This window comes from Bradyrhizobium lablabi, assembly GCF_018129385.1.
GTDB lineage: Bacteria > Pseudomonadota > Alphaproteobacteria > Rhizobiales > Xanthobacteraceae > Bradyrhizobium > Bradyrhizobium lablabi_C.
The window spans coordinates 545501-560997 of sequence record NZ_JAFCLN010000003.1 but is presented as its reverse complement, the minus strand read 5'-3'; the positions used below and the strand labels follow the sequence as shown (position 1 = coordinate 560997).

Annotated in this window: 14 protein-coding genes; 7 read left to right on the top strand and 7 right to left on the bottom strand. The window is 64.4% G+C overall.

Annotation, left to right across the window (positions count from 1 at the left end; genetic code table 11):
* Window positions 1-8: 8 nt before the first annotated feature.
* Window positions 9-764: a carbonic anhydrase gene (locus JQ628_RS09380; protein ID WP_212222129.1), complete on the bottom strand. Its 756-nt coding sequence runs from the start codon at window positions 762-764 to the stop codon at window positions 9-11.
* 201 nt (window positions 765-965) lie between these two features.
* Between JQ628_RS09380 and JQ628_RS09375 the strand changes: the two genes are divergently transcribed.
* Together JQ628_RS09375 and JQ628_RS09370 are read left to right on the top strand one after the other, a co-directional pair.
* Window positions 966-1853 (top strand): LysR family transcriptional regulator, encoded by an 888-nt coding sequence (locus JQ628_RS09375; protein ID WP_212222127.1) that lies wholly within the window; start codon window positions 966-968, stop codon window positions 1851-1853.
* A gap of 132 nt (window positions 1854-1985) precedes the next feature.
* On the top strand, window positions 1986-3410 hold the full coding sequence (locus tag JQ628_RS09370; protein WP_212222126.1) for an FAD-binding protein: 1425 nt from the start codon (window positions 1986-1988) through the stop codon (window positions 3408-3410).
* Window positions 3411-3413: 3 nt separating this feature from the next.
* Here the strand turns inward: JQ628_RS09370 and JQ628_RS09365 are convergent, their stop codons facing one another.
* Entirely contained in the window at window positions 3414-4553 is a 1140-nt protein-coding gene (locus JQ628_RS09365; protein ID WP_212222124.1) for a DJ-1/PfpI family protein, read from the bottom strand.
* 158 nt (window positions 4554-4711) lie between these two features.
* Here JQ628_RS09365 and JQ628_RS09360 point away from each other — a divergent pair, with 158 nt between their 5' ends.
* From JQ628_RS09360 to JQ628_RS09350, 3 genes are all read left to right on the top strand, one after another.
* Window positions 4712-6076 (top strand): NAD(P)H-dependent oxidoreductase, encoded by a 1365-nt coding sequence (locus JQ628_RS09360; protein WP_212222122.1) that lies wholly within the window; start codon window positions 4712-4714, stop codon window positions 6074-6076.
* A gap of 188 nt (window positions 6077-6264) precedes the next feature.
* Complete coding sequence (locus JQ628_RS09355; protein WP_212222256.1) at window positions 6265-6609, top strand: DUF952 domain-containing protein; 345 nt, start codon at window positions 6265-6267, stop codon at window positions 6607-6609.
* On the top strand, window positions 6606-7703 hold the full coding sequence (locus JQ628_RS09350) for a quinone-dependent dihydroorotate dehydrogenase (protein ID WP_212222120.1): 1098 nt from the start codon (window positions 6606-6608) through the stop codon (window positions 7701-7703). Before JQ628_RS09355 ends, JQ628_RS09350 begins: the two co-directional genes overlap by 4 nt.
* A gap of 138 nt (window positions 7704-7841) precedes the next feature.
* On the opposite strand, the gene JQ628_RS09345 is transcribed toward JQ628_RS09350, so the two are convergent.
* The 5 genes from JQ628_RS09345 to JQ628_RS09325 form a co-directional block, all read right to left on the bottom strand.
* Window positions 7842-9101 carry an MATE family efflux transporter gene (locus JQ628_RS09345; RefSeq protein WP_212222254.1) on the bottom strand — a complete coding sequence of 420 codons (1260 nt, stop codon included), beginning with the start codon at window positions 9099-9101 and terminating at the stop codon, window positions 7842-7844.
* Window positions 9102-9174: 73 nt separating this feature from the next.
* Window positions 9175-9909, bottom strand: coding sequence for an MBL fold metallo-hydrolase (locus tag JQ628_RS09340; protein ID WP_212222118.1), 735 nt, complete (start codon window positions 9907-9909; stop codon window positions 9175-9177).
* A 25-nt stretch (window positions 9910-9934) separates the two neighbouring features.
* Complete coding sequence (locus tag JQ628_RS09335; RefSeq protein WP_212222116.1) at window positions 9935-10240, bottom strand: DUF6460 domain-containing protein; 306 nt, start codon at window positions 10238-10240, stop codon at window positions 9935-9937.
* Window positions 10241-10333: 93 nt separating this feature from the next.
* Window positions 10334-11989: a cisplatin damage response ATP-dependent DNA ligase gene (locus JQ628_RS09330; RefSeq protein ID WP_212222114.1), complete on the bottom strand. Its 1656-nt coding sequence runs from the start codon at window positions 11987-11989 to the stop codon at window positions 10334-10336.
* The gene (locus JQ628_RS09325) at window positions 11986-13026 is read right to left on the bottom strand and encodes a ligase-associated DNA damage response exonuclease (protein ID WP_212222252.1); all 1041 of its coding nucleotides are present in this window, start codon (window positions 13024-13026) and stop codon (window positions 11986-11988) included. The genes JQ628_RS09330 and JQ628_RS09325 overlap by 4 nt, the downstream gene beginning before the upstream one ends.
* Window positions 13027-13157: 131 nt before the next feature.
* On the opposite strand from JQ628_RS09325, the gene JQ628_RS09320 reads away from it, so the two are divergent.
* Together JQ628_RS09320 and JQ628_RS09315 are read left to right on the top strand one after the other, a co-directional pair.
* Complete coding sequence (locus JQ628_RS09320; protein ID WP_212222112.1) at window positions 13158-14084, top strand: class I SAM-dependent DNA methyltransferase; 927 nt, start codon at window positions 13158-13160, stop codon at window positions 14082-14084.
* Between the two features lie 107 nt (window positions 14085-14191).
* A complete protein-coding gene (locus JQ628_RS09315; RefSeq protein ID WP_212222110.1) occupies window positions 14192-15418 on the top strand; it encodes an ABC transporter substrate-binding protein in 1227 nt (408 codons plus the stop codon).
* Window positions 15419-15497 lie beyond the last annotated feature (79 nt).

Here is a 15497-nt window from a genome sequence, read left to right as displayed (position 1 = left end):
TGCCTGCCTCAGCCCGACATCAGCACATAGCGCCGGTTGTCCCGCTGCACCGGCCGCGCGTTCAGCGGATAGAGTTTTGCGAACGCCGCCACATCCGTTTCCGCCACCGTGATCGGAGTGGTCAGCACCAGCCATTCGACCGTCTCCGCGCAGGGCGGCGTCGTCAGCGAGCCTTCGTAGCGGTAGTAGCTGAGCTTCTTCGGCAGCATGTCGTTGGGATTGAAGCCGGCGTCGGCCTTGACCGGCGGGCCTTCCTTGGCGGGCATGCTTGCAATCACCCTGGCAAAGGCAGCGTTCGGCTTGCCCGTCGACATCAACACGCCGACCACCGCGAGCGCGCCGGAATCGGCGCGGTGCACGAAGTGCGCCTCCATCGGATAGCTCTTGCCGGCGATCATATGCTCGCTCGGCCGGTGGAAGTGAACCTGTAGCAGTTTGTAGGTATTGGCGCCGACCGCGAGCGTCGAGCCCCCGGCAAAATTGAGCTGGATGGTGTGACCGTTGTTAACGATGGTGTCGGCGGTTTTCGCCCAGTTGATCTTCAGCGGCGGCAGTTGCGACTTGATCGGCGCCACGATGTCGATCGGCGATTGCTGCAAGCCTACGGCGCAGACCTTGCTCGCGGCATCGAGATCGCCCCATCGGGCGGGCCCGGTCGCGCCCTCATAGCCCCAATGGGCGCCTTCGGCGGCAAATCCGGACGGCGCGCATAACGGGCAGAGCGCCAGGCCAGCGAGCGCCTTCAGCGCATCACGACGATTCATGATCGGTCTCCAATGTCTTGAGAGAAAAGCCTTGCGAAATGATTTGAAGTGTCGCGTGCGACGCTAGTGAAAGCGCCGTGCTGCGGCAAGCTGTCGTCTTGTGACGTGCCGGCTTGCCCACAACGTCCGCGCCATGCGGAAACAATCCATCGCGAGCGGCATTTATTCTACCGGTTTTCGGGAGAATGGAAGGGCAGCGCAATGGAGGATATCGAAGTCTTTGTTGCGGTTATCGAAACCGGCAGCCAGACCGCCGCCGCCCGTCGCCTTGGCCGTTCGCTACAGGCCGTCAACCGCTCGCTTGCCGCGCTGGAGCAGAGCGTCGGTGTCGAACTGGTGCGGCGGACCACGCGAAAATCCTTTGCCACCGAGGCCGGCCTTGCCTTCTACCGGCGCGTCAAGCCGGCCATTGCGGAAATTGCCGAGGCGCGCGTGGAAGCGTCGAGCCGCCGGATCGAGCCGTCCGGACTATTGCGTATTGCCGCGCCGGTGCTGTTCGGCTCGACCTATGTCGTGCCGGCCATTGCCGATTTCATGGCGCGCTATCCGCGGATCGAGGCTGATCTTCGGGTATCCGACCAGCCGATCCATCTGGTCGGCGGCGGCTTCGATCTTGCCGTACGAATCAGGGAATTGCCTGATTCCTCGCTGAAGACGCGGCGGCTGGGTGAAATCCGCACCGTCGTCTACGCTTCGCCCGACTATTTCGCGCGCCATGGCCGTCCCCGTCATCCGGACGATCTGGTCCGCCACCGTTGCATCCTGCGCAGCACCAGCGAGGGCGAAACCGAAGCATGGCGATTCCGGATCAGCGGGCGCGTCCGGACCATCCGCGTGACCGGTTGTTTCAGCACGGACAATACATCGTCCGCGCAGGCCGCCGCCTGTCAGGGTCTCGGTATTGGCTACGGTCCATATTGGCAGATCCGCCATCACCTCGATCGCGGCGCGCTGAAAACCGTGCTGGAAGATTTCGAGGCGCCGCGCATGCCGGTGCACGCGGTGTTTCCGCCGAGCGGCATGCCGCCGGCCAAGACGCGCCTGTTTGCCGACCTGCTCGCGGAGCGGCTCAAGCGCGAGCGGCTTTGAGGGCGCAGCCACGCGTAGCCGTAATTCTCCCGGAAATCGGGAATGTCTTTCCTGCGTGGCGCCGATTGTCCGAAGCAGGTGGCGATCTCAATTTGAAGCAGGCTGGGCAGGCGTTAATTCGAGGAGGACTCCATGAACAGACGTACGCTGCTGCGTGCCGGCGTCGGCCTCTCCACGGCGCTGGCTTCCGGTCCAAACAAGGCCGACACCCCGACTGTTCCCTGTCAATGCGACGGGCTGTCGGCCGCCGCGCGCTTTAATTGCGAGACCGATGTTTGCGCCGAAGCCTCCCATGATTTTGGAAATATCGTTCACAGATTGCCGCGGGCCGTACTCAAGCCCGCCGGAACTGCCGACATTGCCGAGGCGATCCGATGGGCGGCCGCGCAGAAGCTGAAGATCGCGGCGCGCGGACAGGGTCATTCCACCTATGGCCGGTCGATGGCTTCGGATGGCGTCGTGGTCGATATGGGTTCGCTGAACGCGATCCGTGCGATCGGCACCGATCGCATCGTGGTCGACGCCGGCGCCACCTGGAAGAGCGTGCTCGAGGCAACGCTGGCGCAAGGACTGACGCCGCCGGTGCTCACCAACTATCTCGGCCTTTCCGTCGGTGGCACGCTGGCGGTCGGCGGCATCGGCGGAACATCGTCGCGCTTCGGCATGCAGAGCGATCAATTGATCGAGCTTGACGTCGTGACCGGCGATGGACGGGAGCTGAAGTGCTCGCGCGAGTCCAATCCGGACTTGTTCGATGCCATGCGCGGCGGACTGGCCCAATGCGGCATCATCACCCGCGCGACGCTGGCGCTGGTGCGCGCGCCGGAGCGGGTGCGCCGCTATCAGCTCTTCTACCGCGATCTGGCCTCGCTCGTCGCGGATCAGCGGAGTGTGCTGGCCGCGGATCGTTTCGACCAGTTGCAGGGCGCGATCATTCCCGATGGCAAGCGCGGCTGGCGCTACCAGCTCGAGGGCGCCGTTCACTACAGCGGCTCGATACCCGACAACCGGACCGTTCTTGCCGGCTTGTCTGATATTCGCGACGCCGCCGTCATCACGGACCTGACGTATCACGACGACGCGCGGGTGTTCGAAAAGCTGGAAACGTTGTTGAGATCGAAAGAACTGTGGTACCGTCCGCAGCCATGGCTGTTCACCTTCCTCCCCGGCAGCAAAGCGGAACGCGCAGCGGGGGAACTGATGCGGGGACTGAGCGGCGATGACGTCGGCACGTTCGGGCGCGTTACCTTCTATCCGATGCTGACAAAGGCGTTCGGCTCGCCGTTGGTGCGATTGCCGGACGACAGTACTGCCTTCCCGTTCAACGTCGTTCGCGTCGCGGCCGACAAGGAAAAGGTCGGGCAGATGGTCGCGCAGAATCATGCGCTTTACGACCGGGTTCGCGAGGCCGGCGGCGTGCTATATCCTGTCAGCGCGTTTCCGATGTCATCGGACGGTTGGAAGCAGCACTTTGGATCGCGGTGGCCGCAATTCGCCGAAGCGAAGCGACGCTACGATCCCGAGCACTTGCTGACGCCCGGCTATGAGATGTTCTGAAGTTCAGCGCCTCTGCCGAGGATATTCGAGCTGCATCGCGACGAAATCGGCGGTGGGCATTCCGTAGCGGGCCTCGATATCCTCAAGGGCTTTGTCCAGCGCCTTTGCCGGCGGTTGATCTCCGACCGCCGGCAGCAACCGTTCCGCCGGCCAGTTCGCGGCGGCCTGTTCGGGCAGGATACGCATGCCGTAGCGGGTCTGCTGCGCGCCGCCGGAATCGGCAAAGGTGACGGCGCGCGAGCGATAGGTGCGCGACCACGCATCCGCGACCAGCGCCAGCGATACTTCGTCGACGCCGGGCGAAAGTGCGATCCCGAGCTCTTCCTTCGGCACCAGCGTATTGCCAATTGCGGTCAGCGCGAACGGCCGCGTGAACTTGAACGCGCCGCTGTCGTGACGCGTATCCCAGGAAGTGAGGCCGATATCCCGCGCCACCGCCTCGGCCTTGTCCCGGCCGGCGATGGCCTCGATCAGGGTGAGCGACATCGGCATCGACGCGCTGATGCCGGTCGTCGTCGCCACCCCGCGGTCCACCACCAGCCGCCGGTCGGCCACGTAGTTGATCGCGGGATGCTCGTTCCGAATTTCCTTCAGATAGAACCAGTGCGTCGTCGCCCGCCTGCCGTCGAGCAGGCCCGTGCTGGCAACGACCTTTGCGCCGGCGCAGACGCCGACGATGATCGCTCCCTTCGTCGACTGACTCTTGATCCATTGCAGCACATCCGGATCATCGTCGCGGCTCATGGCGGGAACGATGACGTAGTCGGCGCCGTCCGGATATGTAGCGTCGAATTCGGCAATGGTCGCATCCGGCTCGACCTTCAGCACCGGGAACAGCGTCACCGGCCCCGGCTTGGTCGCCAGCGTCATCACGTCCGCAACGTCGGCGCGCTTCAGGACGCCGTAGGGCATCAGATAATCCGTGGTCTCGCTCTGGTCATTAATGCCGACAATGGCGATCAGCGGACGCTGCCGCTTCGGCGGCTTCAGCGCCGCGATGGTGGCATCGGCCTCCTCCCTGGAGATTTGCGGCGACGTGTGGTGCGCCGGCGCCGGCGGCAGCGAGAAAAGCCAGCCTCCGCCGCCCACTGCGAGGAGGGCGATGACCCCCAGTCCGCTCCATGCTGCAAGTCGCCACTTCATGCCGGTCCAATGAATTGCTGTGCACTGGCAGCGAAACTACTGCGCGCGTCATCCGTTCGAAATGGCGCAAATCCCGCAAAAACGGTCATGCCCCGCCGGAACATTTCCGCTAGTGTCCCGGCAAAACAGTCAGAGAAACGGGAACCCGGAGACCGATCGTGAACCTCTTCAGCAAATTGCGCGAACGCGAGTCATCCGGAAAACCGTTGCGGGTCGGATTGATCGGCGCCGGCAAGTTCGGGTCGATGTATCTGGCGCAGGTACCGCGCGTACCCGGCGTCCATCTTGCCGGAATAGTCGATCTCTCTCCGGCTAACGCACAAGCCAATCTCGCCCGGGTCGGCTGGCCGAAAGAGCGGTTCTCGGCAGCTTCGCTGAGTGACGCCCTGAAAACCGGACGAACGCATGTCGGAGACGACTGGCAAGCGCTGGTCGCGCATCCCGATATCGAGATCATCATCGAGTGCACCGGCAATCCTCCGGCGGCGGTGGAGCATGCGCTGTCCGCCTTTCGCCACGGCAAGCGCGTTATCAATGTCACCGTCGAGGCCGATGCCTTCTGCGGTCCGCTGCTGGCGCGAAAGGCGCGCGAGGCCGGCGTGATCTACAGCCTCGCTTATGGCGACCAGCCCGGCCTTGCCTGCGAGCTCGTCGATTGGGCGCGCACATCTGGCTTCCCCGTCGTCGCCGCCGGCCGCGGCCACAAATGGCTGCCGCATTATCGCGAATCGACGCCCGACACGGTGTGGAAGCATTGGGGACTTACGGCGGAGCAAGCGAGGGAAGGAGGGCTCAATCCAAAAATGTTCAACGCCTTCCTCGACGGATCGAAGCCGGCGATCGAGAGCGCGGCGATCGCCAACGCCACCGGTCTCGAGGCGCCGGATGAAGGCCTTGCCTTTCCGCCCGGCTCGATCGACGACATCCCCACGTTGATGCGGCCGAAATCCGAAGGCGGCATTCTCGATCGCAAGGGGCTGGTGGAAGTTGTCTCTTGTCTCACCCCAGAGGGCGCGCAGATCCGCTACGACATCCGCAAGGGCGTCTGGGTCTGCATCGAGGCAGATACCGACTACATCAAGCGCTGCTTTACCGAATACGGCGTCGTCACCGATCCGAGCGGCCGCTACATGAGCATGTACCGCCGCTGGCACATGATCGGGCTGGAGCTCGGCATCTCCGTCGCCTCGGTGGGCTTGCGCGGCGAGCCGACGGGCGTAGCCACCTGTTTCAACGCCGACGTGGTGGCGACCGCCAAGCGCGACCTCGCGCCCGGCGAGATGCTGGATGGCGAGGGCGGCTATACCGTGTTCGGCAAGCTCGTTCCCGCGCAGCGATCCCTCGCCCTGGGCGGTCTGCCGCTCGGGCTCGCGCATCAGTTGAAACTTGAGCGTCCGGTCCGGAAGGATCAGCTCTTGACCTGGAAGGATGTCGCCATCGACGAAAGCCTTCTGGCATTTCAGGCCCGGAAGGAGATGGAAGCGATGTTTGCCCCCGGCAGCAGAATGGTGACCGCCGCGTAGCCCGGCATATCCCGAAAATCCGTCCCGATTCAGGAATTATTGGCCTCCAATCGCCCGCGGCTGCGATTCTGTGTGATGATCGGCCCGGGCGGCGCTTGAAGTGCGCCCGGCGCGCCGATACGGTCGCCCCAGCTTCAGGGAACCCGCAAATCTCCCAAGAGACTCAACAACAAGCAGGGAACGCCGGATTGCGTACCATTTATAAAATCTGCCCCGCTTCGGCCTGGCGCGAGGCCGAACGGCAGGGGGTTTTTCGCGGTAGCGCCGATGATGCGCGCGACGGCTTCATTCATTTCTCCACCGCCGCCCAGGTTGCCGAAACCGCGCGAAAGCATTTTTTCGGCCAGACCGGGCTGTTCCTGATCGCGGTCGATGCCGATGCGCTTGGCGATGCGTTGCGCTGGGAGCCTTCGCGCAACGACGAGTTGTTTCCGCATCTGTATGGCGAGCTCGATCTCGGTGCCGTCACCAAAATTTTGGACCTGCGCGCGCGCTCCGACGGTTATCATGACGTTCCGGAGCTTGCGCCGTGATCCGCGCTTTCGATGCGTTCTCGCTGCCGCTGCTGCGCTGGTTCGATCCGGAGGACGCCCACCGGATGGCGATCCAGGGCCTGCGACTGCTGCCGCCGGTGCGGCTGAAGCCCGACGATCCAAAGCTGGCGGTGCGGGCGTTCGGTCTGAACTTTCCAAATCCCGTCGGCATGGCGGCCGGCTTCGACAAGAGCGGCGAGGTGCCGGACGCGCTGCTGCGGCTCGGCTTTGGCTTTGTCGAGATCGGCTCGGTGACACCGAAGCCGCAGGGCGGCAATCCGCGGCCGCGGGTGTTTCGCCTGGAGCGGGATGAAGCCGTCATCAACCGCATGGGTTTCAACAATGACGGCGCAGAAGCCGTGCTGCGGCGGCTTGCCTCGCGCGCGCATCTTTCCGGCATCGTCGGCGTCAATGTCGGGGCCAACAGGGATTCGGCCGATCGTACGGAAGATTACGTCAAACAGATCGAAATCTTCGCGCCGGTCGCGAGCTATTTTACCGTCAACATCTCCTCGCCGAACACGCCGGGCCTGCGCAATCTACAGCAATCCGCCGCTCTCGATGATCTGCTCGCCCGCGTAATCGACGTGCGCGAACGGGTGCGCAAGCAGGCCGGCGACTCGCCGGTGCTGCTGAAGATCGCGCCGGACCTCAGCCTCGCCGAACTCGATGATGTCGTGCATATCGCGCGCTCACGCCGTGTCGACGGCATGATCGTCGCCAACACCACGCTGGCCCGCCCCTCCACCTTGCGCGAAACCAATCGCGCGCAGGAGCAGGGCGGTCTCTCCGGCCGGCCGCTGTTCCGCCTGTCGACGCGGATGGTGGCGGAAACCTATGTGCGCGTGGAAGGCGCATTCCCCCTGATCGGCGTCGGCGGCATCGACAGCGGCGGCGCCGCGCTGACAAAGATCCGCGCCGGCGCCAGCCTGATCCAGTTGTATTCCTCGCTGGTCTACAAGGGAATCGGCCTCATCGAGGCCATCAAGAGCGACCTTTCCTCGACGCTGCTGCGAACGGGACGCGACTCGCTGTCCGAAATCGTCGGCGCGGATGCCGCGACGATTACGGCGGAGGATTGGCCGGTAGTGTGAGAGTTCTCTCCCCCTCTCCCCGCTCTTCGCGGGGAGAGGGTCGGGGTGAGGGGCTCTCTCCGCGAGTCCAAATGCGTCGAAACAGCCCCTCATCCCGACCTTCTCCCCGTAAGAACGGGGAGAAGGAGAAGAGGCCTCTCACCCTCCAAACGACTTCCGCAGCAGCGCCGGGTATCGCGCCGCCTCCAGTCCGCCGCGCGCGGCGTAGTGCACCAATAGCGCGCCCCACAGTCCGTAATTCCCGAACGAGCGCAGGGCGAACCACGCGGTGAGAAAGATCACCAGCGAAGCCACCATCAGATTGCGCATGTCACGCGCCCAGGTCGCGCCGATATAGACGCCGTCGAAGGCAAAGGCGAACACGGCCAGCACCGGCGAGGCGATCACGAAGATCATGAAATCGCGCGCGACACGGCGCACCTCCGGGCTCGCGGTCATCATGTCGATCAGCGCGGGCCCGAACAGCGCGAATACCGCCATGACGACAAGCGCGAAGCCAAAGCCCCAGGACACCACCAGCTTCACCGCGCCGGAAAATTCATCGCGTGAGCGGGCGCCATAGGCGCGGCCGCAGAGCTGCTCGGCGGCATTCGCCAGCCCATCGAGGAAGAACGCGCTGATCAACAGGAAATTGTTGAGCACGGCATTGGCCGCCAGCGTAACGTCGCCGGCCCGCGCCCCCTGTGCGGTGAAGAACAGGAACGCCGCGATCAGCGATGCCGTGCGGATCATGATGTCGCGGTTGACGGTCAGCATCCGCATCAAGCTGTCACGATCGAACAGATGGGCGCGTGCCAGCGGCGGATGGCCCGATGTCAGGCGCCTGGCGATGGCGCCGCCGATGGCAAGGCCGGCCGCTTCCGCAATCACGGCGGCGATCGCCGCGCCTGATATGCCGAGATCGGCGACCAGCACCAGCAGGATCGTCGCGATCATGTTGATGACATTGATCGCGATCTGCACCGAGAGCGCCAGCGTGGCGCGCGCCTGCCCGATCAGCCAGCCGAGCACGACATAGTTCGCCAGCGCCAGCGGCGCCGACCAGATGCGGATCACAAAATAGGTCTTTGCCGCGCGCGTGACGCCCTCGCTGCCGCCCATCGCGCCAAGCAGGATCGCGGCCAGCGGCACCTGTAGCGTGATCAGCGCAACGCCGACGATGCCGGCCACGATCAGCCCGCGCACCAGGATCGCGTGCAGTTCCCTGGTCTCGCCGGCGCCGAGCGACTGCGCGGTGAACGCCACCGTGCTCATGCGCAGGAAGGCGAACAGCCAGAACATGCAGTCGAAAATTACCGAGGCCATCGCAACGCCGCCGAGCAGCGTGGCATCGCCGAGCCGGCCTATCGCCGTGGTCGAGACGATGCCGATCAGCGGCGTCGTCAGGTTCGCGACCATCGCGGGCCCGGCGATGGCAAAGACCTGCGCCGAGGTGACCTTGGCTGTGGCGTTCAAGGAAGAGGGCCCGTTGTTATATTTCGACGATCATGCCATCGTTTGCCGCAGGATAGGGCAGCGAGTCCAGCCGCCCGAGCATGTCGTCGCTCATGTGCGTCAGGATGAGCTTCTTGGCATTGATCTTGCCGAGATGCGCTTCGAGCGTCTTCAGGCTGAGATGGTTCTTGACGATCTTCTCGTAGTAATAGGCTTCGGCGATGAAGAGGTCGGCGCCGCGCGCGGCTGGGATCAGCGTCTCCGTCCATTCGGTGTCGGCGCTGTAGGCGATCACGCGGCCCTCGGTCTCGATCCTGTAAGCGAGGAACGGCCCGCCGGATTCGCCATGCACGACCGGATACGGCGTCACGGCTACCGCACCGAACGTGCGGGTTTGCTCCGGCTCCAGCGTTACGACCGAGAGATCGAAACGCTGCCGCGTTTTCGAAGAGTGCTCGAACATCACCTCCATCCCCTGTGCGAGCCGCGTCTCGATCCCGGCTGGCCCGGCGATCACCAGCGGCCGGCTGCGGCGCGAAAACTGCGCATCGAGCAGGAAGAACGGCAGGCCCGCAAAATGATCGCCGTGGAAATGCGTGATCAGGATGAGGTCAACAGGCTCGCGCGCCACGCCGAGCCGCTTCATCGCCGGCAGCGCGGAGGCGCCGCAATCGATCAGGAAGTTGCTTTGCTGGCCTGTGACGTGAAAGCAGGTGTTTGCCCGGCCGCCGGAGCCGAACGCATCGCCGCAGCCGATGAATTGCAGTTGCATCGGCTGCCGCCCTCTTGGGAAGGAACTAGCGGCCGCGCGGCGCGCCAAAAATCCGCATCAGCAGCCAAACCGGGATCACGATCACGGCGCCGAGCAGGAAGTAGCGCCACAGCCAGTTGATGGCATCGAAGCCGAGGTCCCACAGCCGCTGGAACAACAGGCGGATGCTGTTGAGGATGTTCCAGGGATCGAACCCGATGGCGGCGAGCACGACGCCGACCAGGATCGACAGCAGGATCAGCCGGAACGCCACCGCGAGCGGCGAGCCGCCGAGAAAGCGATACAGGCCGTCATGGTTTCCGGCCGGCAAATCCCTGACGTCTTGGGGCATCGTGATCTCCTTGTTCGCCCGCATTATAGGGCACGGCGGGGCACATGGGGAACCCGCCAGTTGCCGTCAATGGCGCGCGGAAGTGGAGGAACTTTAATTTCCTGTCACGCTCGTTAACATCCGTTCAAGTGTCTCCAGCCGGTCGGCCTCGCGCGGCGGCTTGTCCCAGCGGAGCCGGTTGATGCGGGGAAAGCGCATCGCGACACCGGATTTGTGACGCGGTGAGCGTTGCAGCCCCTCGAACGCGACTTCCAGCACCAGCCCCTGGTCGGGCTCGTGCACGACATGGCGCACGGGGCCGAATTTTTCCGTGGTGTTGCGGCGGACGAAGCGGTCGATCTGCAACAGTTCTTCGTCGGTGAAGCCGAAATAGGCCTTTCCAACAGGTACGAGCTGCTCGCCGTCTTCGCCGTTGGTCCAGACACCAAAGGTGTAGTCGGAGTAGAACGATGAGCGCTTGCCGTGCCCGCGCTGCGCGTACATCAGCACGGCGTCGATCAGATGCGGATCGCGCTTCCATTTCCACCACTGTCCCTTCGGCCGGCCCGGTAGATAGGGTGCATCACGCCGCTTGAGCATCACGCCCTCGACCGCGTCCGCATCCTCGCCCGCGCCGGCGCTCGCGGGATCGGCGCGTGCCGCCGTCAGTGCCTCCCAACTGTCGAAGGGAATGGTTGGCGATAGGTCGATGCGGGGATCGCCCAGCTTTTTGACGAATGCTTCCAAATGTGTCCGACGCTCGACAAACGGCAGCTCACGCAGATCATTCTCGTCATCGCCGAGCAGGTCGTAGGCGCGCAGGTGGATCGGAAAATCCTTCATCAGTTTTGGCGAAACCACTTTGCGGTTGAGCCGCTGCTGGAGCACGTTGAAGGTCTGCACGCGCCCGTCACGCAGCACCAGCAGTTCGCCGTCGATGGCGCCGGGCAGGTGCAGCGATGGCACGAGGTCCGGAAAGCTGTTGGTGATGTCCTCGCCGGTGCGTGAATAAAGCCGCGCCTGCATGTTGCCGCGCGCGTCGCGGCCGCTCACCGCCTGCACGCGGATGCCGTCCCATTTCCATTCCGCGATGAAATCGGCAGCGTCGAGATTTTTGAAATCCGCATCCTCGATCGCATGCGCCAGCATCACCGGGCGGAACGGTGCCGGATCGCGATTGACGGGTTTGTCGGCGCGGCCTTCCAGCCACGCAAACAGATCGAGATAGGGCGGCGAAAGTCCGGGCCACATCAGCTCGATGTCATGCGGGTCCTTGTCGCCGAGCGCCGCTGCCGCCGTCTTCGCCAGCCGCGCCGAAACGCCAATCCGCATCGCTCCGGTCACGAGTTTCAGCAGCGCCCAGCGGCCGGTCTCGTCGAGTTCATCCAGCCAGCGCGAAAGCTGTTTTGGCAGTTCGGTCTTGCCGAGCGTGCGCAGCGTGGTGACGACCTCGACCAGCGTCGGGGGAGGGGGATTGTTATGGCCGGCCAGCGGGACCGCCTTCGGCCACATCAGGGCTACGGTCTCCGAGAGATCGCCGACATAGTCGTAGGAGAGTCCGAACAGCACGGGATCGGTGCGCTCCGCGATCAGGTCCCGGATCAGGCCGGGTTTTGCGTGCTTGAACGACAGCGCGCCGGTGATCGCCGCCAGCGCGTAGCCGCGGTCGGGATCTGGCACTTCGCGAAAATAGGCCGTGATCAGCCGCAGCTTGTTGTTGCGGCCGGGCTCATAGGCGAGGCGATCGAGCAACTCGGCGAAGCGGTTCATGCCTCGGCCTCGCCGGGGGCTACCGCTGCTTCGCCCTCGTCTTCATCGCCGTAGCCGACGAGGTCGAGCGGCTGCGCGGCGAGACCTTTCGTCTTGCACCAATGCACCAGCGCGTCTTCCTGGCCGTGCGTCACCCAGATTTCGCCGGCGCCGGTCGCCGCGATCGTGGACGTCAGGCCGTCCCAGTCGGCGTGGTCCGAGATTGCCAGCGGCAGCTCGACGCCGCCCTGCCGTGCCCGCGCGCGCACCCGCATCCAGCCCGAGGCAAAGGCGGTGACCGGATCGGGAAAGCGCCGAGTCCAGATGTCTGACGTCGCCGAAGGCGGCGCCAGCGTGATGGTGCCGGCCAGATCGCCCTTCTTCTCGCCGCGCACCGGGCGCAGCTCGCCAAGGTTTATGCCTCGGCTTTGATAGTAGTAGGTGATCTTCTCCATCGCGCCGTGCAGATAGATCGGCGCGTCATAGCCGGCCTCGCGCAGCAGCGCGATCACGCGCTGCGCCTTGCCGAGCGAATAGGCGCCGACCAGATGCGCCCGCTCCGGAAACAGTCTTGCCGACGCCAGCAGCTTCTTCACTTCCTCCGCCGCGTCGCCATGCCGGAACACCGGCAGTCCGAATGTCGCCTCGGTGATGAAGACGTCGCAGGGTACGAGCTCAAATGGTGCGCAGGTTGGATCCCGCGCGTCCTTGTAATCGCCCGATGCGACGATGCAGGTGTCCTTGCAGGAGACGGCGATTTGCGCCGAGCCCAGCACATGCCCGGCGGGATGGAATTTCACCTTGACGTCGCCGAGCCTGATCTCTTCTCCGTAAGAGATGGCCTGCGTGCTGCCGGCGAAATTGTCGCCATAGCGCAGCCGCATCATGTCGAGCGTTTCCTGCGTCGCCAGCACCGCGCCGTGGCCGGGCCTCGCATGGTCGGAATGGCCGTGGGTGATCACGGCGCGCTCGACCGGGCGCACCGGGTCGATATGAAAGCCGCCAGGCTTGCAGCACAGGCCGGCGGCAGTTGGCAGCAGGATGTCTTGCGGGCGCATATGCCGCATATAAGCGCTTTTCCCGCGATGTTTAGCCGTCATGCGCGGGCTTGACCCGCGCATCCATGTTCCGGAAAAGTTATTTCTTTGATGGATTGCCGGGTGGGCCCGGCAATGACGAGAAGAATTCCATGCCTGCCCGCCTTTTCCTGTCCTCCGGCGATTTGATTGCCGACCGTCGCTTTGATTTCGCGCGCGACCTGCAGATGCGTGGCGACCTGCCCGCGGCAGCCGACCTCTTGCAGCAGGCGGTGGAGCTCGCGCCGGGCTTTGCCTCGGCCTGGTTCACGCTCGGCGAAATCCGACAGCAGCTCGGCGAGCGCGAGGCGGCGGCCGAGGCCTTCCGCAAGGCGCGCGACGCCGATCCGCAGGATCGCCACGGCGCGGCCGTGCACCTGATGCAGCTCGGCGCCGAGCCGTTGTCGGCAATGCCCGCCGGCTATGTGCAGTCGCTGTTCGACCAGTACGCGCCGCGCTTCGAGCATGCGCTGCTCAACGATCTCGGCTATCGCGGCCCATCGCTGCTGTTCAAGGCGGTGCTGGCGGTGCGCAATGCCGCGAAGAAGCCGGCCTTCTTCAAGCGCGCCATAGATCTTGGCTGCGGCACTGGCCTCGGCGCGGCAGCTTTTGCCAAACACGTCGACCGCTTCACCGGCGTCGATCTGTCGCCGGGCATGATCGAGCAGGCGCGCGCTTCCGGCGTCTACGCCGAGCTCGAAATCGCCGACATGGTGGCCGGCCTCGCCACCAAACCCGATGCCAGTTTCGACTTTGTCCTTGCAGCGGACGCGATGGTCTATGTCGCCGACCTTGCACCGGTGCTTGCGCAAGCCCACCGCGTGCTCATGCCCGGCGGACTCATCGCCTTCACCACCGAGACCCATCCGGGCGAGGGCGTAATCATCGGCGGCGGGCTGCGCTACGCCCATGCCGCCAGCCACGTGCGCGCGGCGGTCGCGGCCGCAGGCCTGAGACTGGCGCTTTTGCAAGAGGCCTCGCCGCGCAACGAGGGTAATGCTCCAGTGCCGGGGCTCGTGGTCGTCGCGACCAGAACTTGAGTCTAGACGCTATCCGCTTCGCGAATGGCGGCATTGCTGCGACATGTCAGCCATTGCCGCTCTTTATTAAATGTTCGATCAAGTCTCCCACAAAGGGAGAAACAACAATGAAGAACAAACTGAGCCGGCGCGAATTCGGCGCGACGACGCTTTCCGCCATCGCCGCCTCCGTCCTGCCGGCGCCCGCCGTGTGGGCAGCCAAGCAATACGATCCCGGCGCCAGCGATACCGAGATCAAGCTCGGCCAGACCGTGCCGCATTCCGGCCCCGGCTCGCTCTATGGCGTGCTCGGCCGCGTCGGCGAAGCCTATTTCCAGATGCTGAACGAGAAGGGCGGCATCAACGGCCGCAAGGTAAAATTCTTCACCATGGACGACGCCTACAGCGCGCCGAAATGCGTGGAGGCGACGCGTCGCCTGGTCGAACAGGAAGAGGTGCTCGCGCTGTATGGTTCGCTCGGCACCGCCCCGCAGACCGCCGTGCACAAGTACCTCAATTCCAAGGGCGTGCCGCAACTCCTGCTCAACACCGGCGCCTCGAAGTGGAACGACCCGAAGAATTTCAAATGGACCATGGCGGGCCTGCCGCTCTATCCGACCGAAGCGCGCATCCTCGCCAAGCACGTGGTGGCGACCAAGCCGAACGCCAAGGTCGGCATCCTCTATCAGAACGACGACTTTGGCCGCGACTTCCTCGGCCCGTTCAAGAAGGTGCTCGCCGATGCCGGCGGCACGGCAAAGGTGATCATGGAGCAGACCTATGATCTCACCGAGCCGACCATCGACTCGCAGATCATCAATCTCTCGAAATCGGGCGCGGACGTTTTCTACAACATCACCACCGGCAAGGCGACCTCGCAGTCGATCCGGAAAGTCGCCGAACTAGGCTGGAAGCCGCTACAGCTTCTCTCTGCGGGCTCGACCGGCCGCTCGATCCTGTCCGCCGCCGGGTTCGAGAACGCCAAGGACATCGTCGCCATCCGCTACGCCAAGGAAGTCGGCGTGCCGCGCTGGGAAAAGGATCCCGACGTGATGGCGTTCGAGGCGTTGCGCGCCAAATATCTGCCGACCGTCGACCCCGACAACACCATCGCTTTTGCCGGCTATGGCCAGGTCGCGAGCATGGCGGAAATCCTGCGCCGCTGCGGCGATGAGCTCACCCGCGCCAACGTGCTCAAGCACGCCACCACGCTCGCCGGCTTCCACTCGCCCTATTTCCTCGACGGCATCAATTTCAGCTACACGCCGGAGGATTACACGCCGATGAAGACGCTCTACATTTCGATCTTCAATGGCAAGGACTGGGACATTTCGGACAAGCCGGTGACGGAGTGATCTTCCCCCTCTCCCCGCTCTTCGCGGGGAGAGGGCAGGGGTGAGGGGCTCTCTCCGCACGGGTGGTGCTAACCGTCAG